We start from the raw sequence: 18,538 nt of genomic DNA, 5'->3' as shown, positions 1-18,538 counted from the left end.
TCGGGCACGAAGGCTGCCCGTTTTTACCTGCCGTTGCGAACCGGCCGGTCGCCGGGACGGGTGAAGTTCCGGTCGGCAATAAAAGGGGCGCGGGTTGAAATCGATCGCGTGCAACGATGATAGAATGATACCCGGATTTACGATCTTTTGGGACCGCCCTGTCGATAATGAACGATTTATTCCCGATGCGCGTGTTGAACTATCTTTTTATCGTGATCGTTCTGGCGCTCGTCTATTTCGGCTTCGGCGTCCTGGGCCAGCTGCTGAATGTGGCGTCGAGCCATGCCGGTATGCTGGGGCCTTCGGCCGGCATCGCGCTGGCGGCATTGCTGCTGCTCGGCAAGCGCAAATGGCCGAGCGTGTTTCTCGGCAATTTTGCGGTCAGCGCCTTTGTTTATGACTTCGGCTTCGACGAGCCGCTGCTCACAGTCTGTGCGGCGAATGCCGTCGGCGCCTCGCTCAGCGCGCTGCTGGGCTGTATCCTCATCGAGAAGTTCGTCGGTTTTCCGAATCCTTTGATCGAGGACCGCTGCGTGATGCTGTTCATGCTGCTCGGCGGTCCGGTCGCTTGCATGATTACTCCCACCGTGGGAGTGACGGCGTTGTACCAGGCAGGGATGATCGAGGCCGCGCAGTTGTTCCCGCATTGGTTCTCCTGGTGGATCGGCGACATGATGGGCGTGCTGGTATTTACGCCGATCATCTTGATCGCCTATGGGGAGCCGCGGGCAGTCTGGCGGGAACGCCGCTATTCGGTCGGTCTGCCGTTGATTGCGACTTTCGCGCTGGTGATCGTCCTGTACCTCTATGTCAGGCAGTTGGAGGCGGAGCGGCGGCGTCAGGAATTTCACGATCAAACCGTCACTTTATCCCAGGCGATTGTCAACCGTTTGCAGGGAGCCACCCATGCGGCCGATACGGTGCGCAATTTTTTTTACGGTTCCCGCCGTGTCGAACAAGCGGAATTCCTTTTATTCACTCGGCAAACGCTGGGGCCGTTTCCCGAAATCAAATCGACGAGTTGGGTTAAACTTGTCGGCGGCGGAAGAATCCATCTGGAATTCACGTCGTTGCTGAATCAATACACCGATAATACGGAAGCTGCCCAGCCTCCGTTGCCGCCCGCTCTCAAAAACTTTTTCAAGAACAACCGCCAGATAAAGCAGAAAGACCTCTATCTTACTGCGGAAAACGGGCAGATTACCGTACTTGCCCCGGTTCTTACCCGTGAACCGGCCAATGATAACGGAAGCTTTTTGGGGCTCGTTTCGACCACCTTGTCGATGGCCGATGCCGTGTATTTTTCGACCCGCGTCCTGAAAAAAACGTGCTGTTTTCTTTCGATCGGGGTGGAGGATCGGGAAACCGGAACCTCCAACCTGATTTATTCGAATCTGCCGACCGCTTTCCCTCACGCGAAAGCGTCTGTGCAATTCTCGAAAGATGTTGCGGGGTATCAGTGGCTGCTGTCTTTTTATGACGCCAGAACCGACTATCAGCCCCATTGGCCGATCTGGATCGTGCTGATCAGCGGCCTGCTGTTCACCAGCCTGTTGGGCGCCTGTCTGTTGATGCTGACCGGGCGCTTCTTCCGGACCGAGTCTCTGATCAAGGAGCGCACCGAAGAGCTGCTGAAGGCTAAAATTGCGGCGGAAGCGGCAAACGAATCGAAAAGCCGGTTTTTGGCGAACATCAGCCACGAGCTCCGGACCCCGTTGAATGCGATACTGGGCTTTTCGCAATTGCTGCTGAAGAAGCGCAGATTCCAGAAGGAAGATTACGAGCAGCTCAATACGATCAAGCAATGCAGCAATCATTTGCTGGAACTGATTACCGGGATTCTGGATCTCGCCTCGATCGAGTCGAACAAAATCCGAACCGACATCAAGGTCTTCGACAGCCATAAACTCTTGAAGAATATCGTCGAAATTTGCCGGTTGAGCGCCGAAGCCAAACAGCTCGAGCTCGACGTTAACGGCTTGCCGATTCCGCGCCTGCTGATGGGAGATCAAAAGCGCATTCGCCAGGTGATCGTGAATCTGCTCGATAATGCGATCAAATATACCGAAAAGGGGCGGGTGACCTTGACCTCGAATTATTTCGACGGGTGTTGGCGAATCACGATCGAGGACACCGGCTGCGGGATCGCCGAGCAGGATCTGGAAGCGATCTTTACGCCTTTCAAGCAACTGAACGAGGACGGATTCATGCGGCCCGGCCTCGGGCTGGGCTTGACGATTACCCGCGAATTGATCCACATCATGGGCGGTGCGATCGAGGTAACCAGCAAACCCGGCGTCGGCAGTATTTTTTCGGTGTCGCTGCCCCTGCCGAGCACGCGGGATGAACAATCGGCCGAGCGGATCAATCTGCCTGCCCGGCAGCCGTTTGACGGGCCGCTCCGGGTACTGATCGCGGATGACAGCCAGATCAACCTGATGCTGCTGGCCAATCTGCTGGAGCTCGAAGGCTGCAGCGTCGATGCGGTCGTGAACGGGCGGGAGGCGCTGGCGATGATCCAGCGGAACGACTACCGGCTGGCGCTGGTCGACTTGAACATGCCGGTGATGTCGGGGCTTGAGTTATTGGTGATCGTCAAAAGCCAGGGCAAGCCGCTCAAAATGGTGGCGGTCAGCGCCTATGCGGAAGAAAGCCGGATCAACGATGCGCTGGCGGCCGGCTTCGACGGCTATCTGACCAAGCCGATTCACGATGAAGAACTGACCGCCCTGTTGAATTCGGTGCGGGGGTGACGATTGTCGTTCGGCATTCGATTCACATTTTCAGTCCGTACTGTGGCGCTCCTTGATAAAAACCTGGGTCGGGAAGTCTTTAAATTTAAAAACCATAAAATAGATACAGGTTTGACACAAACGAAAATATTCATTTTTCCCAAGCCTGCCGCATCAAAGTCCCAAAATCCCGTTGCGATAACACGTCGGAGCAATCTCGCCAATCCTTTTCGGAAGGAGATATGTGTGCGTTATAGCGTAAATCAAAGCCGGTGGCCCGTTTTTGCGCATCGATGTACTGATCCATTTTTTCATCCAGAGTCTCGATATCTTCGATCCAATCGTCCTTGATCGTATCCGGTAGCGATCCAAATAAGTTGAATTTATCCCGCATCCGTTCCGATAAGCGCGCATAGACTTTTTCATCGACAGTTTGCTCGTTGACAAGATTCAGCATATCCACATTGTCCCTAACCTGTCCGAAACGTTTGATCCGTCCGATACGCTGTTCCAGCTTGGTTGGGTTCCAGGGTAAATCGACGTTAATCAACGTTCCCAATGTCTGCAAATTCAAACCTTCACAAGCAGCGTCAGTAGCAACCATTACCCGGATTTCATGCTCGGCCACTTTGATTTTTAAAATCTCGCGCGCTATGCCGACGCTATCCCCACCTTGATACAAGCGGCTACGCCCTGCCCCGGCATAGAGGCCTATGGCTTCGTCGGGAAAGCGCGCAGCTAACGAATCGGCTAACCAACGCGCAGTATCGTAATATTGGCTAAAAATAATGCAGCCGTGTGCTAGCCAGCCTTCATTGATCAGATAGTGTAAAACCGCCTCGAATTTGGCATCGGAATCAATCAATTGTAAGCGATGCAATAGCAATTCCAGCGCTGCACGCTCTTCATCGGTCTGTAACGCAACATCTTCCTCTATTTCATCCATTTCCTCATGCAGTGTTCGTCCTTCTAACAAGGCTTTGGCCGTATTGATCCCGGCTATCAAGCTGGAACAAATCCGTTGCTGCATTAGATTTTTCATAAACCCTGCACCTTTACCGCGCTTGCCCAACACTTTACCGAAACGCCTGGCTTCGTTGCATGCTTCCCGGAAATGCTCATCCGTTCGAACCGCCAAGCCTTCGAATAAAGCATTGAAGGCATGGATGTCTTTGACCCGGTTGGCGTCGGGGTGCACATCGACACCCACTCGTTTTAACAATCCTGCATCTTCCAAAGTAGTCCGCTTGCGCAGTACTACATGGCGAACAAATGGATTTTCACGCTGAAAGAAAGGCGCATTGGCCACGCGTCTCTCCAGTTCGAGTTCGAAATCTTCACGGGTTCCCAAATCCAAATCGGCAAGCCGTCCCGCCTCGAATTGCTTGACGGCCATGCCCAAATCCTGCCGAATCGCGCTGTACAACTGACGCACGCGGCTATCCGACGTGGAATTAACGGGCGGTAAAGGCGATCTCAACATTTCCCAAGCGGTTTCTAGTTCAGTGACCTCTTGTTCCCCGGATAAAATAGGCAGTACTTGATCAGGCTTGTGCCAACAAGCGTAATCATTGCCCAGAACAAAATTGCCTTTCCCCTGATGGAGTACACGTACTAAGTCCCATAAATCCTCAGGAGTGGTTTGTATCGGAGTTGCCGTGCCAAGCAAGACATGGTCGGCGCGAGCGGCAATTGCTGTAATAAATGCCAACAATTCGTTGGGTTCCCCTGCATTTTTACCAAACCCCTGACGAGTTCTGGCTTTATGTGCCTCATCCAAAATTGCCAAACCAAAATTTAAATCCAGCAAATGCTGCTTTTCAGTGGAATCACGCATCATCAAACCGGTGGAAACGATGCCGATCCGTAAAGGGCAGGCCGCTATGTGTTCCGGGCCTGCGGGAGAAATCGTGCGCTCGTCGGCATCCAGCCAAAGCTTTTTGGTCGTGTGCCAGCGCGCGGTGGGAATGCCCAACTTGTCCAACAACTCGGTTTGCCATTGTTCGCACAAGGTCGCCGGCGCAAAAATGAGGATGGGTTTACGACGACGCTTTTCTTTTTCCGTGAGCAGGCATAAAGCCAAAGCCGCCGTAGCCAGGGATAACGTTTTACCGAGTCCGACTTCATCGGCCAGCAACAGGCGCACGGCGCCATAATCGCGATAATGCTTGAGGCATTCGGCAACGAAACTCTGTTGCCAAGGCTGCAATGACAAGCCTTCTCGATACAGCGGCGACTCGATCAGTGCCGCTGGCGCAAGGTTGTCATCATCCGCCACGTCGTCCAGCAAAATTTCATGCCGATGGCTGCGACGGCGCACTTCCTTGCAAACGGCTTCCGGCAAGGGCTTCGCCGCATTCCACAGATATTCAAATTCCGCCTCGATCCAGGCTACGCCTTCGGGCGAATCGTCTTCCCAGAGAATTTCATAATGATGTTGCCAGCCGCTACGCGTCTCGTTCATCGAGCCGATAAAGCCGATCTTGCGGCCATCGGCACGTTGAATCACGCCAGCCTTGCCGTGCACAAAGCCGCAAATGTCATCGGGCGCGACTCTTATCGCAGCGCCATGCTGCTGCAGAAACGCATCCAGTCGGCGATAGCGATCGCGATTCAACAAAGCCTCGGCTTCGATGGCATTGGCGTTCCAGCGTCCGAGCATTTTCGTTTCGCGTAATTGCGCGACTTTCAGATCATCGGGGTGAATGTCGACATTACAAACAATTTTGACGTCGGGAATGTGTTCCAGCCATTCGTGCGCCACCTCGAACAGCGAACTGGTGAAATAGCCGGCAATGCGGCGATAACTTAAGGCGCCTTTTAATTGCTCGGCTAAAAAGCTTTGATCCAGACGGTAGGTTCGAGATGAAAATCGGCGTAGGGTCATGGTCTAATCTAATCGGTCCAGCCAGTAATTGGGCTTGCGATGGAGATGGGCGGCGGCGACGATAATAATGCGATCGGCATCGATGCCATACAAAATGCCATAGGGAAATCGCTTGACCAAACAACGTCGGATTTCGTTGCCGAGCAAGGCGTAAGATTTTGGAAAGGCAACGATCCTTCGTATTGCCGCGTCAAATTCCGTTAAAAATTGGACGCCCAAGTTGGGTTGCTGCGTTTCATACCATTGAAAAGCCTCGTCCAATTCCGCTTCAGCAGCCTCAAGAAATTCGACCCTCATTTATATTTCTGCATGACCGCATCATAACTCACCGTCTTTAGCTCGCCTGCCCGGTAAGCCTGCCATCTTCTTTGTGCTTCCTCACGCCAAACCGCGTCTATTTCCGGATTGGGCGTATCCAGATCGGCTAACAATAATTCGACCAATTGCAGTTTTTCCAAGGGGGGCAATGGGTTTGCTTGTTGATAAATCGCTTGATAATTTTTCATGATCTTGCTCCAAGAGGCCAAATATAGACAACAAACTTCATACCGACAGGCTGGCAATAAATGCCTGCTGTTCCTGCTCGCTTAAAAATTCGTTTTCATCCTTTGCTTCTTTACAGTCCAGATAAAAACTCAGGTCTGCCAGCTCCTGATGTTTTTTTTGTATTAACTCCCGTAGAAAAGCTTGTTGCACTTCATTCGGTAACGTTTCGTAAAGTGCATAAAGACTATGGGCGGTGTCGGTGGGTGCTGTGTTCATGAGTCTTTCTCCAAATAATAACTTTTTCGTTTTCTCGTTCCCACGTGCCGCGTGGAAATGCAGTATGAGACGCGCCAGCGTCACGTTTTAGTTAAACCAGTCAGTATCTATTTTTAACACCCCGTCTTCCCCTGCGTAGTTGCGAGCACTGGAATTACGCCAGTGCACAGGGTTATCGACATAGCCGCGTTTTACAGGGTTATGATGAATGTATTCAATTTTTTGCAGCATCATCTCATGATTTTGTATTTGTTGAGGATGCGAGCCTTCCTCCCAAACCTGATATTCACGGTCTTTTTTGTGCGCCTTTTTATAAAAAGTCAATTGCTTGAGTATGCGTTCGGCCTTTTGAGCTTTAAGTACGTTCAGTAAGCATTTGGCAGTCCAGGATTTAAAACTGCTTATTTCCGCTGCTAAAGCTGTCGATTGGGCAATTAAATGCAGGTGGTTTTCCAAAATGACATAGGCGTAAATTTTTAGATTGCGTTGCTCCTGACGATAAGCCAATGCGTCTAAAATAACTTGAACCGTCTCCGGACGGGTAAAAATCGAAATCCAGTTGTTTATCGTGCAGGTCAGAAAATGAGGCGCTTGCTGCTCGTATATTGTGTAGCGAGATCGACCCATAATGCGTTTCCGTTTTTTGGTGATTAAGTTCTGGTTTCTCGTTCCCACGCGCCAGCGTGGGAATGCAGTTTACGACGCGCCAGCGTCATAGTGCAGGACGCTGGCGCGTCCGCACTCGGTTCCCACGCAGCGCGTGGGAACCAGAACCGACGTATAGACATTTGGCTTTAAAGTTAACGCATCTAATATTTCATTATTTCTTTGAATGATTTTTTGTAAAATGTTGCAAAAAGTCAGATGGACGTAATTTGTTAACGATAAGTGATTCTCTTATTTTAGCTATGTCATGTAACTCATCGTTTACACAAATAGACTTAAAAAAATCGATAACAGATCTTTTTAGTTTTTCAAGCCCGTCTACATCAATAATTCTTATGCATGGATTTGGCGATGCTGCATATTCAAAAACCGTTGAGGGATGTATCATTATGGGAGTCCTTTTACATGTAGAATCATATTCACTTTCGAACCATTCAATTGAGCCATTAAGTTGATTGCAATCATATTTGTTTATTGTTTCTGTCGTGGCACCATTTTTGCACTCAATTACAAAGTAAGTTAAGCCGCCGGTTTCCCATAAAACATCCGGCCCTCTCCGAAATTCATCCTCAGGTCTTTGAGCATTAAAACCAAAATATTGAGCCAACATCTTCAGACTTTCTTCAAAAATATTAGATGTCTCCGGCTTGAATATTAAGTTTTCTAGCAGAGAATTTATTTCAATAATAATTTTATTTGGATTATTGTATTTTGTTTTTAAAAATTCACTACATGCTTTTGCCTGCTCCATTTCTAATGACTCTAGCTTATGATATGAAATTCCATCAAGAGGTTTGAGTATTCTAGTATTAAACGAGCTGGCAGATAATAAGGTTTTTTGCGCTTCTACTTTATCGTATAGATTTATATATTCAGATAAGCATTGCATTAAATAACCTTTTAATGGCTTATCAGTGGTTTCATTTATTAAGTCGCTTAATGTGCTAATCGCGTTTGTATAAATCTTTCTATCTGCATAGTCGTATGAATCGCGTAGTGTTAAAGATATTCGATTAAGATCAGTCTTATCATTGTAAGTCAGAGCCGCAACAGCCCCTTTACTGACAGAAACCCAATCTTTGTTTCGATCAAATAAATACGATAACGTTTCCAAAATTTCTTTAATTCCCTTTCCTTTAATCTGTTCCGATATCTTTTCACTAATATCTAACTGTGCTTTTGTAGCAGGGGAAAACTTATTAATCGCCCCTCTAGCATAAAGCTGACTAGTGAGATTTTTCCCCATTAATAAAACAGCACAATAGTCATCACTCGATCTAATACCTCTACCCATTCCTTGCTCAATGCGTTGGATTATTTGAGAAGATAATCGGCCACTACCCATCAGAATTCCTTGATTCACTTTATCAATTAGATGTCTTACATCTGGCAAGCCATCAATAACTAATAAGCGACAGGAATCTTTAGGCAAATCAATGCCATCATAACGATTAATTAATACTACAAGCCCAACCTTTTCATTTTTTAAACGTTCAACCCCGCTATAAATATTGTCCTTGTTAAGTATTAAATCAGCCTCATCTTGCCAAAACTTAGATCGATATTCTGAAGGAACAATGACTACGACATTGATATGTTGTGACGCACATTTACAAAGATCCTTGATTTGTTCATCAGATAATTCTGGATTAATAACTTGAGGTAGCAATATCATCCTATCGCCGACATCCCCAGCAGAATCAGGGATCACCGCACGGCTTATAGATTCTTCTTTTATTCCAAAATGCGTAGATAGTATTCCATCATCAGCAAGAGTGGCAGTCATAAATACCTTTCTTGCTGCATTGGCAATAGACGGTATCATTTGAATAGGTATGCAATGAGGCGATATTTCAATTTCTTTCACACTGACAATGCATCTGCACAAGTGAAGTGATTCTTTCAGTAAAGGCCAAGTAAACTTAATTTCATTTTCTGTATTTTTATGTTTAATTAAAATACTGCTGGTTTCTTTTATTTTATCTTGCCAAGTCCAAAAAGGTATTTGCATATATGCGCTTGGATCACCTAATTCTATTTCACTCGCTTTGGTCTCACATTGAGTATGCAATGATTCTCGGTAGATATTATAAAGATCGTTATAAGCTTTATTTTGACGACTTATAGTTATTATGAATTGATCTTCAATTGTATCCAAACATGCATGAGCATCATCAATCAACAAAGTCCCAATTTCAATTTTGATTCCTTCGTCGCCAACACCAAATACAGACAATCCATTAACGAGTTTATGGATGCTAACTACCAAAATAGCTTTACCAGATAAAAAAAGTGGCGAGCTCGTCTCTTTTGTTACCTCTATGCCAAGGTCATTTGCTTCTGATAAAACCTGCTCAAGTAAATAATTGTCTGGAACAACATAAACAGCAGGTCCTTTTTTTTCATTCAAGCTGCTTTTCAAAATTAGTAAAGCGACAACTGTTTTTCCGCTACCTGTATTCATTTTCAAAACTAGGTCAGATTCATCTCTTCGTTTAAACCAGTGGTCCCATACTTGAGTTTGAACATCTCTTGGATATTCAAATTTTCCTTCTTTTTTATTTGGTAATGCGACGAAAATTTCTCTAGGCTGTAAAGCAGAATCTACAGTTCCACCGCCAGTTAGTTTTCCAAAATCGATCATCATTACTTTATTCCTTTTATAATTTCATTTATTTTTAAGCTAATCGTTGATTACGCAGCCTTGCCGAAAGAATTTCCGCCACATCTTTAATTTTACCGATCTTGGTTTTGGCGGCGATAAAGCCGACCATGTCGATCAACAACGGCCGGGCTTCCAGGAAGTTGGTGACGTCGGTGTTCAGATAGTCTACGACGACTTGCGGTTCTTTGTCTTGCAGCAATTGTTGCAAGGCAATGATCAATTTTCCGAGATAAGTCGAGCCGATTTCGGTGCTGTCGCCGAGGTCGCGGGATGTGAATTCTTCGATGCTTTTCAAGCGGGCTTTGTTGGGGGCCAGGCTGGTCATCACTTTAGCGTAGTCCTCGACGTGGAACGCTTTGGCGAAGTTTTGATAGTTGTCCAGTTTGCTGCTGCCGGTGGTTTCCATGCCCAGCATGCGCAGGTAGAAGCGTTGGATGCCTTTGATCGCGTTCCAGGTATCGGCTTGCAGGCCTTCGGGAACCAAAAGGCTGTTAGCGGCTTCCGAGGCTTGCTGGACGATTTCGTCGACGACGGTGATTTGGCCTTTTTGGCGCGGGCGCAAGGCAAACGTGGTGACCTCTTCGTCGCCGATATGGGTATAGGCGGTCAGCACTTTCAGCGCGGCCGCGTAGCCCGCCATTTGCAGGTCGGAATCGTTGAAGACCGGTTCGCCGTGCTTGTCTTTCACCTCGTCGTTCAGATGCAGCATTTGCTTGATTTGCGCTTCGACTTCGCGGCGCACGGCAGGCAGGATGCGGTTTTTAAAGTTACGGTTCTCGCCGGCAGGACGTTTGCGCAACATTAGAATCACCGTGCCTTGCACGTAACCGCCTTTTTTGAGTTCCGAGGTGGTTTCGGTGGCGATATACCAGGCACCGACGACCTGCAAACCCGCCGCCCAAAAAATGCCGATCATGTCGGACCAGACGGAGGTCGACTGATGGGTGAACATCACGCATTGCATGCCGTTGTTCGGCATGTGTTTCGCCATCGCCGAATAAGCCTCGACCATGCCTCGACGAAAATCGTCGCCGCTGCCTTTGATCGCCAAGGCGCGGCGGGAATCCCAGACCCATTCGTCGAAGGGGGCGGGTGGGTTTTTGCGCAGCCAGGCGATGAAGAATTCGGTGATTTCGTGGTAGTGGACTGCGTCAGCATACGGTGGATCAGTAATCCAAATATCGTTCTCAGATGAAACTTTTTCTACAGCACATGAAATAACATTATTACTACCAATCTTATATTGATATTCTGGGATCTCTATCAAATTACTAGCGTACAGCCAACCTCTTGCTGGATAATTCAAGAACGTATTAAGTGCTTGGCTTTGAAATACCGCTTCCGCGCTCTCTCTTGATGCATTCCAATGTGTGTTTCTTGAACTTCTATTAAATAACGCTGGTAGAAACACAGTACTTTCAGGAAACTTCTTGGATAGGTTGGCGACGATTACATTTAGGAGGATATGTCTTGCATTAAACAAATGATGCCAATAAGTCCAGCCTCGCGTCCGTATCAGTTCGTCCGTCTTGTCGCCCGGCTCGATCACCATATCCGGCACTAAACCCGCAGCCTGCCATTGCGCCAAATTTTCGGCAACGATTGCTTCGACTTGCCGCTCGCAGGCTAAATCTTCTTCAGTGACCGCCGCAAAAAACGTTTCTTTCTGTTTTTTATCCAGACTGTCGGGGGTGATCCATTGAATGCAATACAGGCGTTCTTGAAAAATATCGTCGGGGCGGGGTTTGAAATCGTGCTTTTCCCAGCGCCGAAGTCTATTTTGCGTATTTCCTTCAGAATCGCGGTAATCACCTCGCAGTGTTTTTATGGGTGATTTGTAAGTCTTACCATTCAATGAGTAAATCAGAAAACCGTCTTGAACTGTTCCCCGTTCAGCTAAATCCATTTCTACTTCGGACACACCTGATCTAATTTCAATGTTAAATCGTTTATTTTCATAGTCAGGAATTAAATATGCGCGACAGTCATACCGACGTTTTGAAATTGCGAGAGACGGTAACATTGGAATCATCCAACCTGTCTGAGGGCAACGAGTTTCCAAGCAATATAAATACGCATAAGCGCGATTACCTTTACTATCATGCTCGATGCCCAATTCGGTGATTTCGCTGTCGACCGCTTCGGCAACTTGGCGTTGGGCTTTTTCTATCTCAGCACGTTTTTCCGGCGCCGTGCCGATGATGTTCAACGCGCCCCAGGTCAACATGCAGGCAATCGGATTCAAGTCCGATGCGTAGACGTCGCAGCCGAGCCGCGCCGCCTCGAACGGAATCGAACCGCCCCCGCAGAAGGTATCGCCTACTTTGGGCCGGTGGCCGAAACGCAGCTTGCCGAGCTGTTCAACCAATTCTTGATGCGAATTTGCGTTAATGCCCCATTGCCGGTAATGGGCGTTGACTAAAGGCCAGATGTCGGCAAACAATTCGGTTTGATCGAGTTCTTCCGGGCGTTTACAGAGTACCGCTCGATCTTCATAACTGGATAACGTGCGCAGCATCGCAGTGTACAGTTTCAGTTTTCGCCCTTCAGCCAAATCGCTTTGCCAACGAACGGTAATGCCTTCCTCATCGGAGTCAAAGGGGGCTGTCCACAACTCGACTTGTTCTTCAGTCAGGATGGGCGATTTGATTTTATAGGCGAAATATTCCCATGGGTCGGTTAAATCCAGGGTTTTCAATATCTCCTTGGGCTTAAAGGCATTATTGGCTAAAGCCCGTTTGGCCAAGCCCTCTTCATCGAAAGCCAACAATTTTTCGTAGATTTCGAGGTCTTTTTCGGCATCATCGGTAGGTGGCAACAGACAGCCCAACACAATCGCACGCACCAGAATTAAGGGCTTGCGACCTTTCCAATACGATCCAAGCGCCGTCAATGTTTGTCCCGCACCGGCTTTGCGTTCCCGTTGCGCTTCAAAAGAAACCTTTTGTGCCGGGAATACCGATTCAATCAAAGCTGGGGTACTTTGCAGGGCGAAGGGGATAAGTTGAGTCATAAGTATTTCTGAATTATAAAGAGACTTTCATTTAGCCGTCATTCCGGCAGAGCCTGCCCCGGTCAGGGATTGCCGGAATCCAGTCTACAGGGATGTATTAAGGCTTGCCATCCCTGGCACTGGATGCCCGCTTCCCGGCGGGCATGACGGCGTAACTTGATGACATTGCCATGAATGTTCGTCATTCCGGCATGGACTGCCGGAATCCAGAAGCCAAGGACGGCGAGGCCAGCTCCAGCCACAAGTCGTGCCAAATTGGGTTACTTTGCTCAATCAAACGAATTTTTGCAATACGTGGCCATTTCTTAAGCTGTTTTTCTCTCAAAATGGCGCTTTCCATCTTTTCGTGCACTTCGTACCAAACCAGATCATGAATTCCATAGCGCTTGGTGAAACCCTCAGCCTGTTCATTACGGTGCTGATAAACCCGTCGAATCAGATCAGAAGTCACTCCAATATAAAGTGTGCCGTTACATTGGCTTGCAAGCATATAAACACAAGGCTGTTTATTCATTGACGCTAATCAATACCTGTTTGATGACAGCCGCCGAAACGCGAAAATCCGAATTATGCAGCACTTCAAACACTGCTCGCGCGGATGGAATCAGGCCTTGTTTTTTGGCCAAGCCGATGATGGCCGCCGTGCCGATAACACGCAGCCCTTTCTCCTTGGCCACGGCACGGCCCGCGCGTTCATCCATGACCAATAAAATCTGATCGGGATCACTCAAACCGATATTGATGCAATCGGTTTCACCGGTATCCAGGTCGATGTCCAATTGCGGAGAGATGGGATGCGGCCATACGATTATCCAGCCCTCGGCCATCGCGTGAGCGATCGCTTGTTCTCCCGGTGCGGATTTATCAGGTAGGACTTCCTGTTTAACCGATTCAGGCAATAAAACCTGGCCAAACAGGGTTGGCAGCCAGGCTAAGCCGTCGACTAACGCCAGTCCAATCAAGGGACTGGCGTCTATGATAGCTTTATGCGCCACGAGCTTATTAGACTTGTTTGAGCCATTGCTCAAGGGTGTCTAAATCTTCTTGCACTTCTTCAGCAGTTTGATCGATGACGGGGATGCCTAAACGCGAGAGATGGGCGATAAAGCTGGCCAATGGCATATCTGCCAATTTCGCTGAACGGGCCAGCGATAAATTGCCGTCTTTAAATAAAGCGGTTGCCAGGGCTTTGCGTACTCCCGGCATTCCGATGATTTTGGCAGATTTGAGCCCCACCATGATTGCATCGGGTTCGTTTCTGTTCATGACCAACACCAACTCCTCGTGCGCCATGCGTAACGCTTCGCTGGGGTTATTTTTTAAACCGCTGACATTGACGGTTTTCATAGGTAAGTCTCATAGGAAGATAAGATGGGATCATTATAAGCCTAATTGCCATCTATGGACATCATGTCTGATAAACTTCGTCATGACTGCCGACATTAATCAAAACAATCTCTTTTTCGGTGATGATCATTTCCAGGGTGATCCGATAGCTCAGATTGATCGATACCGAATGCAAGGCGGCCAATTTGCCTTTGAGGGGATGCAAGCGCAGCGACGGATGGAAAGGATTTTGTGACAGCAAACGCAGGGTTTTTCTGTACTGTTCTTTTAACTCCGGGTGTTGCCTGGCAAAGCGCCGAGCGCGCTTTTTGTAGCTATCGGTAAAAATGAGGCTGTAGCTCATTCCGCGAATAGATCGTCTACATGCCGATCGATGTCGTCTTTTGTAAACCGGCCTGACGAAAGATCCTGTTGCGCTTCGTAAAATGCGGCTTCCAGTTCCATTTCGCGCAAATAGTGATAGTGCTCGATTTTCATCACGACAAACGATTCTTTGCCGCGAACGGTAATGACGGCTTCAGGCTGATGAGCAAGGCTTTCTTCCAAACAGGCGATGCCTTTGGTTTTTAAATCATTGGCTGTAATCATCGGAGTCACTCTAAAGATAGTGCGATTAACTATATGATTAAGCGTGCTATCGCGTCAAGTATTCTTACTCAAGATCAAACACACTGAGCATGTCGGGCAGCGTATCCTTTTCCGTTGACTTGACTTTGGATTGCGGCGGCCGGTGCTGGAAAAGCTCGTGCTGTGCAACATCGCCCAAAGCATGCCGCAATGCCAGCCGCCAGCCTTTGTTGCCGTCGTTGATGCCGCCGGTACTGAGTGCCGTCATGCCGAACAGCCACCAGCGTTCTTCCGGCCGCAACGCGAGCCAGTTACGCACGGCAATCGGAATATGGTCGAACTCCATGCCTTCCACCGCCCAAGCTAAAACGCACAACTCTTTACCCAGCAAACGGTCAACGGGATTGGCGCCGACTTTCCAGGTTGATGTTTTGAGATTGCGTTCTTTCAGACGCGCATTAAACGCGCGTTGCACTTCGCCTCGGATGGCTGTCCAGCGCGGGCGTTCCAATAGGACGCGAACGATCAGACTCTGCGACTGATCGTGAGTTTGCATGCCCAAATTTTCGACGATGCCGACACTGCCGGTATTGGTGCGCGGAATCTCCACGATAAAATGATGAGGATTGCTGGTTGCCGGCACGCCGAAACCCAGCGTTTGGTGAACAATGGTCTGCGTCGTGTCTTTCTTGTGCCCTTGAGGGTATTTACTTGTAGTCATTTAGCTATCTTGGATCACGTCGCCCGGCTTAAGTTGCAAACCGCTGAGCTCGGCGAATTCTTTCAAGGCAAAGCCGTCGCCAAATTCGATGCCGCCCACGATATCTATGCTGACTTGAGCCTGATCGTCATTAAGTACCTTGCGTAAGCTGTTGACCGTTTCTTCGATCATTTGCGCGGTGATGCGCCGCTCGTGGAAACGAATTTGCACCGTATTTTCGCCTTCGCCGATTTGGATACGGACGCCTTTCAACAAGGTGGTGTCGCGGTCTCGAAAACGGTTAATCACGCCAAATACTTTTTCAGTGTTGTCGAGATTGACGCGCTTATTCTCCGGGAGTTTAGCCGGTTTGGACTCATCGATTTGGACCCGTTTATCACCGCTCGCCGGAATGCTGAACTCGGCATTTTTGGCGGCTTCTCCGGCTTTGGCATAGACCAGTAGACGATAAGCCTCACTGCCTATTTCAAACGGCGATTCGTAACGGGTGCCTTCTTTGGGATTGCTGCCGTTCAGCGTGTAGTAAAGTTCGGCCGTCGGCACACATTTGAGTTCGATTCGCCGTTTATCGGCCACGACATGCAGTTGATGACGAATCATTAAATCAGCCGTCCAGCGCTTGGGTTCTCCAATTTCATACTGGCCCTCTCTATCAACCGCAAGGAAATATAAAGTCGCCGCATGGGTATTGAAGTTATCCAGGTCGTCAACGACCGGATCAGCCGTTGATACGCTGGAACTCATCGAATAATGCACGACAGGGCTGGCTCCGCAGTTGCGCGGAGTCAGAGTGAGTATGGACTCGCCAGTGTCTTTGTTGGCATTTTGCGGGGTGACGTTGAGGGTGGTTTTTTCCTTCGGGAAGGGGCCTTTTTCAATATAGCCGTCTTCGCCTTGACGCCAGCGGCCTTGTTTGAGCGCTTCGGCTTTGAGCATGTCCATGCCGCCAGTGCCGGGCATCCAGGGCCATTCCGGGTTGTTTTTGGCGCGCATGATCACGTCTTTCCAAGGGGTGCGGCGATCGCGCTCCGGCCACAAATAAACCTCGGCTTGCGCCAAATAATTGTTGATGTCGTTTTTGACATCCAACGCCAATTTGTAATTGGCTCTGGGGCTTGCCAGCAATTCTTCGATTTGTTTTTCCGCCGACTGATCTCCAGTGCCGACTTTGAGACCGTTATCGATCGTGACCATCAACAGCACTTCTTCGCCGGTCATCTCATCGACTCCGGGGAAGTAGAGACGGTTGTATGCTGCGGATAGCGCTTTCATAAAACGCTGCTCACCATCTTCAAAACGATCGCGTGCTTCTTCGAACAGCGTGTCGCCGTCTCTCAAGTGTTTGACGATTTGTTCAATGGCGTAGAGTTCGCGTAAACGTTCTTCGACGATATCGGCAAAATGGCTATCTTGCCCTGACAGTACCAAAAGATTGTTTTTTTCCTGTTGGAACAAGAAAAAATGATTGAGCTGTTGCGGCGGCAATTTGCCGTCCGGCCTTACCACAATCAGTACTCTGGGTCCGGTGAGGCGGATTTCATCCAGCATCGGCAGCACTTTGAGTTCTTGATAGGCGGCTTTTGAGACCGGTTGCAAGATGCCGGTCAAACGGTTGATCAAGGCTTGATCGATTTTAGGCTGGGGAATGTCGCGGGCATTACGCTCGATTTTGCGCGAGAGGTTTTCGGTATCCTTGATGAAGTAACGTTGCTCCTCTCGGTGCAGGTACCAGGCATGTTCTTTGAGCTTTTCCAATGCGGTCACGAATTCATCGGGCTTACGGTTAGGTGCAGCCAAAAACTCAATGATTTCACCTTCGCTTAAACCAATGCGGCCACCGACCGCGCGGGACAGCGAAGCCGCCAGAAGCAGCGTGCCGACTTGACTGGCGGCATCACTGGACATCTGGTCATCGATCGATTCGGCAATCGCGCTGCCACTGTCGGCAATGTCATGACTCAAAGCGGGTTGCAACGATGGGGCAATACGGTTGATTTCATCTTTAACGTCGATGTCGTTCAAATTAAGATGTTGCGAACCAATCAAGAAGACATCGTCCAATGTTCTCTCTTCGACGCTCTTCAGTAGCCGCGCGGCAAACTGCATCAAACCGCGTGTTTGGCGGAAGCCTTCGTTTTCCTTGAACAAGGCCACGAGATGCTTAAAAGCCGGGTGAAAGGGATAGGTTTCACGCACCTGGTCGGCAATTTGTTCGATGCTGGTTGCCGTGATATAGCCACCGTCGGTCGCTGACTTGATACGCAGCGCATATTCCTCGGCCACGTCATTAATCACGCTCTCATCCGGTAAAGTCAGGATCAGGCGTTTCTTCAGGATTTCATAGATTTCATTACCAGCCAATTGGACCGGTGTAATCGTCTTGGCCTGACGACGGGTTTCTTGTTGCAGGTTAGCAATGATCTGGGTCAGGGTTTTAGTTTGAGATGTATAACTTCCGGAAAGATTGGCAATAACGATACAGCAGTTATCCAATTCCAGGGCCGCACTCATCAAGCAGCTGATCGAATATGTCACCATATTGGCTAAAGTCCCTTGGCCGATGACTTGCGTGCTGGCGTTGTCCAAGTACGGCGGCAACTCGTCAATCATGATCAACGTCGGTTCGTTACCGATAATTTCCTTCCATTTCGCTTGGTCGACGCTTTTGGGACCGTTAATCCAGTGCGGTTTGATGGCTTCTTCTTGGCCTAACTGACGAGCAATTTCTCCCCAGATGAAATTGTCCGGATTATTCCGGCCGTTAAAAGCGGCAATCCGGGCTTTGCCAAAGTTGAGACGCGAAGCTAACTCCGTTGGGAGAATTCGTTGGCGTAATTCGGGGTGCTTCGCCAGCAAGCCGAAGGCGATCATCATGTGGGTTTTACCCCCACCCATCGCCTGTGTCAGTTCAAACACGGCCTGATCGGATTGCGCAGACAAACGCAGCATGCCTTCCCTGAACAATTGCTCCATGCCTTGGGTAATGTAATTGCGGGCAAAGAATTCCTGGCCATTGCCTTCGTCGTTGATGAGGTCGGCCAAGTTTTCGATAGCTTGGCTCATGCGATAATCACGAATGATCGGATTGAATGTGCAAGCCTGTTTAACGGTTTTAATCATTGTCCAAGTCCTTGAAGGGCGGATTGCGCAAATTTGGCGAATAGTTCAGAAAGAGGTT

The 18,538-nt window shown here is 48.8% G+C and carries 15 protein-coding genes; 1 reads left to right on the top strand and 14 read right to left on the bottom strand.

The window, feature by feature from the left end; genetic code table 11:
- Nucleotides 1-167: 167 nt before the first annotated feature.
- Nucleotides 168-2,753, top strand: coding sequence for an ATP-binding protein (locus METAL_RS15715; RefSeq protein ID WP_005373844.1), 2,586 nt, complete (start codon nt 168-170; stop codon nt 2,751-2,753).
- A gap of 130 nt (nt 2,754-2,883) precedes the next feature.
- Here METAL_RS15715 and METAL_RS15710 read toward each other — a convergent pair whose 3' ends face one another.
- The 14 genes from METAL_RS15710 to METAL_RS15645 form a co-directional block, all read right to left on the bottom strand.
- On the bottom strand, nt 2,884-5,619 hold the full coding sequence (locus tag METAL_RS15710; RefSeq protein WP_005373843.1) for a phospholipase D-like domain-containing anti-phage protein: 2,736 nt from the start codon (nt 5,617-5,619) through the stop codon (nt 2,884-2,886).
- Between the two features lie 3 nt (nt 5,620-5,622).
- Nucleotides 5,623-5,916, bottom strand: a complete 294-nt coding sequence (locus METAL_RS15705; protein WP_005373842.1) for a type II toxin-antitoxin system RelE/ParE family toxin — start codon at nt 5,914-5,916, stop codon at nt 5,623-5,625.
- On the bottom strand, nt 5,913-6,125 hold the full coding sequence (locus METAL_RS15700; protein WP_005373841.1) for an addiction module protein: 213 nt from the start codon (nt 6,123-6,125) through the stop codon (nt 5,913-5,915). Before METAL_RS15700 ends, METAL_RS15705 begins: the two co-directional genes overlap by 4 nt.
- 37 nt (nt 6,126-6,162) lie before the next feature.
- Nucleotides 6,163-6,381: a hypothetical protein gene (locus tag METAL_RS15695; protein ID WP_005373840.1), complete on the bottom strand. Its 219-nt coding sequence runs from the start codon at nt 6,379-6,381 to the stop codon at nt 6,163-6,165.
- Between the two features lie 87 nt (nt 6,382-6,468).
- Nucleotides 6,469-7,008 carry an REP-associated tyrosine transposase gene (locus METAL_RS15690; protein WP_005373838.1) on the bottom strand — a complete coding sequence of 180 codons (540 nt, stop codon included), beginning with the start codon at nt 7,006-7,008 and terminating at the stop codon, nt 6,469-6,471.
- A gap of 193 nt (nt 7,009-7,201) precedes the next feature.
- Nucleotides 7,202-9,694, bottom strand: coding sequence for a DEAD/DEAH box helicase (locus tag METAL_RS15685; RefSeq protein WP_005373836.1), 2,493 nt, complete (start codon nt 9,692-9,694; stop codon nt 7,202-7,204).
- Nucleotides 9,695-9,725: 31 nt separating this feature from the next.
- The gene (locus METAL_RS15680) at nt 9,726-12,725 is read right to left on the bottom strand and encodes an anti-phage-associated DUF1156 domain-containing protein (RefSeq protein WP_005373834.1); all 3,000 of its coding nucleotides are present in this window, start codon (nt 12,723-12,725) and stop codon (nt 9,726-9,728) included.
- A gap of 181 nt (nt 12,726-12,906) precedes the next feature.
- On the bottom strand, nt 12,907-13,239 hold the full coding sequence (locus METAL_RS15675) for a GIY-YIG nuclease family protein (RefSeq protein WP_005373830.1): 333 nt from the start codon (nt 13,237-13,239) through the stop codon (nt 12,907-12,909).
- Complete coding sequence (locus tag METAL_RS15670) at nt 13,232-13,720, bottom strand: PIN domain-containing protein (RefSeq protein WP_005373829.1); 489 nt, start codon at nt 13,718-13,720, stop codon at nt 13,232-13,234. The genes METAL_RS15675 and METAL_RS15670 overlap by 8 nt, the downstream gene beginning before the upstream one ends.
- 7 nt (nt 13,721-13,727) lie before the next feature.
- Nucleotides 13,728-14,072, bottom strand: a complete 345-nt coding sequence (locus METAL_RS15665; protein ID WP_005373827.1) for a UPF0175 family protein — start codon at nt 14,070-14,072, stop codon at nt 13,728-13,730.
- 61 nt (nt 14,073-14,133) lie between these two features.
- Nucleotides 14,134-14,415, bottom strand: a complete 282-nt coding sequence (locus METAL_RS15660; RefSeq protein WP_005373825.1) for a type II toxin-antitoxin system RelE/ParE family toxin — start codon at nt 14,413-14,415, stop codon at nt 14,134-14,136.
- Nucleotides 14,412-14,660 (bottom strand): hypothetical protein, encoded by a 249-nt coding sequence (locus METAL_RS15655; protein WP_005373823.1) that lies wholly within the window; start codon nt 14,658-14,660, stop codon nt 14,412-14,414. Before METAL_RS15655 ends, METAL_RS15660 begins: the two co-directional genes overlap by 4 nt.
- A 64-nt stretch (nt 14,661-14,724) precedes the next feature.
- A complete protein-coding gene (locus METAL_RS15650; RefSeq protein ID WP_005373821.1) occupies nt 14,725-15,360 on the bottom strand; it encodes an anti-phage-associated DUF3780 domain-containing protein in 636 nt (211 codons plus the stop codon).
- Nucleotides 15,361-18,480: an anti-phage-associated DUF499 domain-containing protein gene (locus METAL_RS15645; protein ID WP_005373819.1), complete on the bottom strand. Its 3,120-nt coding sequence runs from the start codon at nt 18,478-18,480 to the stop codon at nt 15,361-15,363. It lies immediately after the preceding gene.
- Nucleotides 18,481-18,538: the final 58 nt, after the last annotated feature.

This window comes from Methylomicrobium album BG8 (genome assembly GCF_000214275.2).
Lineage (GTDB): Bacteria > Pseudomonadota > Gammaproteobacteria > Methylococcales > Methylomonadaceae > Methylomicrobium > Methylomicrobium agile.
The sequence above is the reverse complement of the archived record's forward strand: the minus strand, read 5'-3'. Positions and strand labels throughout refer to the sequence as shown.

Excerpts from the sequence above, each read along its gene's own strand:
- METAL_RS15715 (WP_005373844.1), top strand. The coding sequence starts at position 168 with ATGAACGATTTATTCCCGATGCGCGTGTTGAACTATCTTTTTATCGTG.
- METAL_RS15710 (WP_005373843.1), bottom strand. The coding sequence starts at position 5,619 with ATGACCCTACGCCGATTTTCATCTCGAACCTACCGTCTGGATCAAAGC.
- METAL_RS15705 (WP_005373842.1), bottom strand. The coding sequence starts at position 5,916 with ATGAGGGTCGAATTTCTTGAGGCTGCTGAAGCGGAATTGGACGAGGCT.
- METAL_RS15700 (WP_005373841.1), bottom strand. The coding sequence starts at position 6,125 with ATGAAAAATTATCAAGCGATTTATCAACAAGCAAACCCATTGCCCCCC.
- METAL_RS15695 (WP_005373840.1), bottom strand. The coding sequence starts at position 6,381 with ATGAACACAGCACCCACCGACACCGCCCATAGTCTTTATGCACTTTAC.
- METAL_RS15690 (WP_005373838.1), bottom strand. The coding sequence starts at position 7,008 with ATGGGTCGATCTCGCTACACAATATACGAGCAGCAAGCGCCTCATTTT.
- METAL_RS15685 (WP_005373836.1), bottom strand. The coding sequence starts at position 9,694 with ATGATGATCGATTTTGGAAAACTAACTGGCGGTGGAACTGTAGATTCT.
- METAL_RS15680 (WP_005373834.1), bottom strand. The coding sequence starts at position 12,725 with ATGACTCAACTTATCCCCTTCGCCCTGCAAAGTACCCCAGCTTTGATT.
- METAL_RS15675 (WP_005373830.1), bottom strand. The coding sequence starts at position 13,239 with ATGAATAAACAGCCTTGTGTTTATATGCTTGCAAGCCAATGTAACGGC.
- METAL_RS15665 (WP_005373827.1), bottom strand. The coding sequence starts at position 14,072 with ATGAAAACCGTCAATGTCAGCGGTTTAAAAAATAACCCCAGCGAAGCG.
- METAL_RS15660 (WP_005373825.1), bottom strand. The coding sequence starts at position 14,415 with ATGAGCTACAGCCTCATTTTTACCGATAGCTACAAAAAGCGCGCTCGG.
- METAL_RS15655 (WP_005373823.1), bottom strand. The coding sequence starts at position 14,660 with ATGATTACAGCCAATGATTTAAAAACCAAAGGCATCGCCTGTTTGGAA.
- METAL_RS15650 (WP_005373821.1), bottom strand. The coding sequence starts at position 15,360 with ATGACTACAAGTAAATACCCTCAAGGGCACAAGAAAGACACGACGCAG.
- METAL_RS15645 (WP_005373819.1), bottom strand. The coding sequence starts at position 18,480 with ATGATTAAAACCGTTAAACAGGCTTGCACATTCAATCCGATCATTCGT.